The organism is Caballeronia sp., assembly GCF_049581465.1.
In the GTDB taxonomy this organism is placed as follows: domain Bacteria; phylum Pseudomonadota; class Gammaproteobacteria; order Burkholderiales; family Burkholderiaceae; genus Caballeronia.
This window is the reverse complement of sequence record NZ_JBAUSA010000846.1, coordinates 1-4,113: the sequence shown is the minus strand read 5'-3', so window position 1 is coordinate 4,113 and position 4,113 is coordinate 1. Positions and strand designations below refer to the sequence as shown.

Annotated in this window: 4 protein-coding genes; 1 reads left to right on the top strand and 3 read right to left on the bottom strand. The window is 63.4% G+C overall.

Going from position 1 to position 4,113, the window contains the following annotated elements; all coding sequences use genetic code 11:
• From WCA53_RS20745 to WCA53_RS20735, 3 genes are all read right to left on the bottom strand, one after another.
• Window positions 1-206 (bottom strand): acyl-CoA dehydrogenase family protein (locus WCA53_RS20745; protein WP_423915052.1); only part of this gene is annotated, 206 nt, incomplete at its 3' end.
• A gap of 18 nt (window positions 207-224) precedes the next feature.
• Entirely contained in the window at window positions 225-1,418 is a 1,194-nt protein-coding gene (locus WCA53_RS20740; RefSeq protein WP_423915050.1) for an acyl-CoA dehydrogenase family protein, read from the bottom strand.
• A gap of 19 nt (window positions 1,419-1,437) precedes the next feature.
• Window positions 1,438-3,585: an acetate--CoA ligase family protein gene (locus tag WCA53_RS20735; protein WP_423915048.1), complete on the bottom strand. Its 2,148-nt coding sequence runs from the start codon at window positions 3,583-3,585 to the stop codon at window positions 1,438-1,440.
• A 357-nt stretch (window positions 3,586-3,942) separates the two neighbouring features.
• Between WCA53_RS20735 and WCA53_RS20730 the strand changes: the two genes are divergently transcribed.
• A partial coding sequence (locus WCA53_RS20730; protein ID WP_423915054.1) for a GntR family transcriptional regulator occupies window positions 3,943-4,113 on the top strand: 171 nt, incomplete at its 3' end.

Genomic DNA, 4,113 nt, shown 5'->3' with positions numbered 1-4,113 from the left:
GTTTCAACTGCGCCGTAGCCGCTACCGCCGTGTTCCCCATCGACAGTGAGCCCGGTCACGCCGAGTTCGGCGAGCCCACGGTGGCGGCGAGCTGCGAGCGCCGCGTCCTCGGCATTGCCGCGCTGATGCGCGGGATATTCGCCGTCGCAGAAGCGGCGTACCGCATCCTGGAGCGCGACGTGATCTTCAGTAAGAGAAAAATCCATGTTTTATCGTGTCCCGGTTCAGGCATTGAAGAACGCGCGGCTAATCAGATTGCGCTGCACTTCGTTAGTACCGCCATAGATCGACAGCTTGCGCGCGTCGAAGTAATTTGCCGCTACCGCAATGAGGTCGTCAGGGCTTGGCGGCTCGTGGCCGGCCTGGTCAAGCAGCGCGACCTCGTCGAATGGCACGCCGTGTGGCCCGGCGACTTCCGTGAGCAGCGCATAGATCGCCTGGCGCAGTTCAGTGCCGCGCACCTTGAGCATCGAGGCCTCGACTGCCGGCACCCGACTCTGCTGGTTCGCGCTCAGCATACGCAGACCGGTGAATTCGAGCGCCATGAGTTCGATCTCGAAGCGACTTACGCGCGCCTCGAACAGCGGATCGCCTGCGACGCCCTGCTGCTTGCCTAGCGCCTTGACGCGTGCGAGTTGCTGCTTGCACGAGCCGATCCCAGCGATGCCGGTGCGCTCGTGTCCGAGCAGGTACTTACCGTAGGACCAGCCCTTGTTGAGCTCGCCAACGAGGTTCTCGACCGGCACACGCACGTTGTCGAGATAGACCTCGTTGAGGTCGGTGCCGCCTTCGAGCATGCGGATCGGGCGCAACTCCACGCCCGGCGACTTCATGTCGATGAGGAGGAACGAAATGCCTTCCTGCGGCTTCGCATCAGGATCGGTGCGCACGAGCGCGAACATCATCTCGCACCAGTGTGCGTACGAGGTCCACACCTTGTGGCCGTTGACGACGAAATGATCGCCCTTATTGTCCCTGCTCAGCACCGCCGTCGTGCGCACACTCGCGAGGTCCGAACCCGCTCCAGGCTCCGAGAAACCTTGCGCCCACCAGGTTTCGCTGAGGCGGATCGCGGGCAGGTAGCGCTCCTTCTGCTCGGGCGTGCCGAACGCGTTGAGCACTGGACCGAGCATGTTGATGCCGCTCGCGATAATGCGCGGCGCGCCGCCCACCAGCGTTTCTTCGTCGAAGATGTAGCGTTGCAGCGGGGTCCAACCCGGGCCGCCAGCCTCCTTCGGCCAGGACGGCGTGATCCAGCCGCGCTCGTAAAGCCGCGTGAACCATTCGACATAGTCGGCGCGCTCAAGGCGCAGGCCGAGTTCGGCCTTGCGCTTGAGTTCGGGCGACAGGTTCTGCCTGACGAACTCGCGCACCTCGGCGCGAAATGCCTCGTCCTCTGCGGAGAATTCCAGTTGCATTGATTCGTCATCCTTATGATTAGTGGGTGCCGTCGAGTGTGCTGCATACGACCAGCGCATCGAGCGCCAGGACGCGGTCCGGATACGCCAGGAGCGGGTTGATGTCGATCTCCGTGATCTGCGGGTTCGCGCGCATCTGTGCGCCGATCGTGGCGACGGCCTTCGCGATTGCGTCGATGTCCACGCCGTCCGCACCGCGTACGCCGTCGAGCATCGCCGCGGCCTTAAGGCGGCGCAGTTCAACCACGATGTCGGCCTCGGTCAAGTCGGCCGGAATCAGGCGCACATCCTTGAGCACTTCGATCCAGATCCCGCCAAGACCGACCAGCACAACCGGACCCCATTCTGCGTCGCGCTTCGCGCCAACCACGAGTTCGAGGCCGCGCGGTCCCATCGCCTCGACGAGCGCACCGTCGAGCACCAACTCGGGTCGATGCGAGGCCACACTCGTATGCAACTTGTTCCAGCCCGCGCGCAGCGCGTTTGCGTCCGCAAGGCCGACCACCACTCCCCCCACGTCGCTCTTGTGTGGCAGTTCGCTCGCCTGGGCCTTCAGTACGACCGGGTAGCCGATTTCGTCGGCAATCTTCAACGCGTCATCAATCCCCTTCGCAAGCCTCCCCGGCGGGACCGGCAGGCCAGCGGCTGCGAGCCATTGTTTGCCCTGGTACTCAGGGAAGATGCCATTTGCCGGCACGGGACCCGGTAGCGGGATCGCGACCGGAAGAGCCGTTTGTGCGCGCTTCGCGCGCTGTAGCGATTCGCCGTAGGTCGCCACGCGCGCGCAGGCACGCAGCGCGCGGTCCGGTGAGCGGAAGAACGGCACGCCGCTCGCGGCGATCGCCTCGACGAAAAATGGCTCGAGCACGTTGTTATCGCCCATTACCGCCAGCACGGCCGGCTTGGTGGCACGCGCAAGCGCCGGCACCAGGTGATCGGCCTTGTCTCGCTGCGCGATCGGCGGGCCGCCCATGATCGCCAGCACAAGGCTGCCGACGTTCGGATCGGCGAGCACCGTGTCGATGAGCTCTCCAATCAGGCCCGGGTTGCGCACACCGATCGTCGTATAGTCGAGCGGGTTGTCAGCCACCGCAAAGTCCGGCAGCAGCTCTGTCAGTTTCTGAAGTGTCGGACCGGTCAGGGACGACAAGGCGAGGCCGATGTCGTCAGCGAAGTCCAGCACGATATTCTTCACGGCACCCGACGCGGTCATCACGGCCGTACCCGCCGCGGGCGGCATCGGAAAGCGCGCGACGATGGTCGTGGTATCGAACAGTTCGTCGAGCGTGTCGACTATCACCACGCCTTCCCGTGCGAGCAGCACACTCGTGGTTGCGTGGTCTCCAGCCAGCGCGCCGGTGTGCGACTGCGCCGCTTCGCGTGCTCGCGCGCTCTTGCCCGGCATCAGCATCACGATCGGCTTGCCGGCCGTGTGCGCCTCGCGCGCCAGCTGGATAAAGGTTTGCGGACGGCGGATCTGTTCGGCGTACACCGCGATCGCGCTCGTCTGCGCGTCGCGAATGAACCAGGATAAGTAGTCCTCGATACCGAGGACGGCTTCATTTCCCGTCGACACTGCCGCCGTGATTGGCTGCCCGCGCCCCATGAACGCATCACGCAGGTTCGCGGCCATCGCGCCGCTTTGCGCGACCACGCCTACGCCCTTTCGGCCCGCGCACGGATACGGCGCGATCGCCTCAAAGGTAACCGGCACGCCTGCCTCAAAGTTGGTGAAGCCCATGCAGTTCGGGCCGATCAGCGCCATGCCAGTCGCGTTCGCCGCTTCGGTCAAAACCTCTTGCCTGGCACGGCCTTCGTCGCCCGCTTCGGCGTAGCCCGATGCGAAGATCACCGTCGCGCCGGTCTTGCGCGCACCGAGCGTGCGTACCGCGTCGAGCACGCCTGATTCCGGTATCGCAAGCACTGCGAGATCAATTCCCTCGGGCAGCGCGTCGATGCTGCTGACGCACGGTCGGCCGTTGATTTCCTGGCTGCTGCGTGAAACGAGATGGATTTCGCCCGCATAGCCGAATCGTTCAAGGTTTTGCAACACGAAATTGCCGAACGCTCGCGGGTCGGCGGAAGCGCCGACGATCGCTATGGATCTCGGCTTGAGCACGCGCTCGACGGACAGCACGCCGGCGGCGTCGGAGAGTGACTTACTCATCAGGTCATGCCTCTTCTTGATTGAGATCCCGGCTCGGTGCACAGGGATCATGTCGGATATGTGCATTCTGGCATACCACGATCCACTCTTCAATACACCACAGGCAGTTTTATCGTGTCGGTGTTTTCCCCTATCGGACACCAGGTAAAGGCTTTCAATGCGTTCAACCCTTTGATTTTAAATAGCCTTTGCAAACGATCACGGTGGGCTGACCGTCGCTCGATCCGGCATATAAATAACCTTATATTGAATACCACAGCTAATCATTGGTATATTTAAGCCATCTGAACAGCACCAACCTCTGCCATGAAACCTGTAGTCGACCTGTCCGTTGAGCGCGAAGGCGGAATGCCCAACATGCCGGAAACGGCTCCGCGCCTGCGGGCCAACCTAGCGAATGACATTCGCGCGACGCTGCAGGCCGATATCGAGGCGGGCGACCTCGCCCCCGGTGCAGCGATCGACGAGCGAGCGCTCGCCGCGCGCTTTAACGTCTCGCGCACCCCCGTACGCGAGGCGCTTCAGCAC

Bases quoted from the DNA above. Each gene is read 5' to 3' on its own strand.
- WCA53_RS20740 (WP_423915050.1), bottom strand. From the start codon at position 1,418: ATGCAACTGGAATTCTCCGCAGAGGACGAGGCATTTCGCGCCGAGGTG.
- WCA53_RS20735 (WP_423915048.1), bottom strand. From the start codon at position 3,585: ATGAGTAAGTCACTCTCCGACGCCGCCGGCGTGCTGTCCGTCGAGCGC.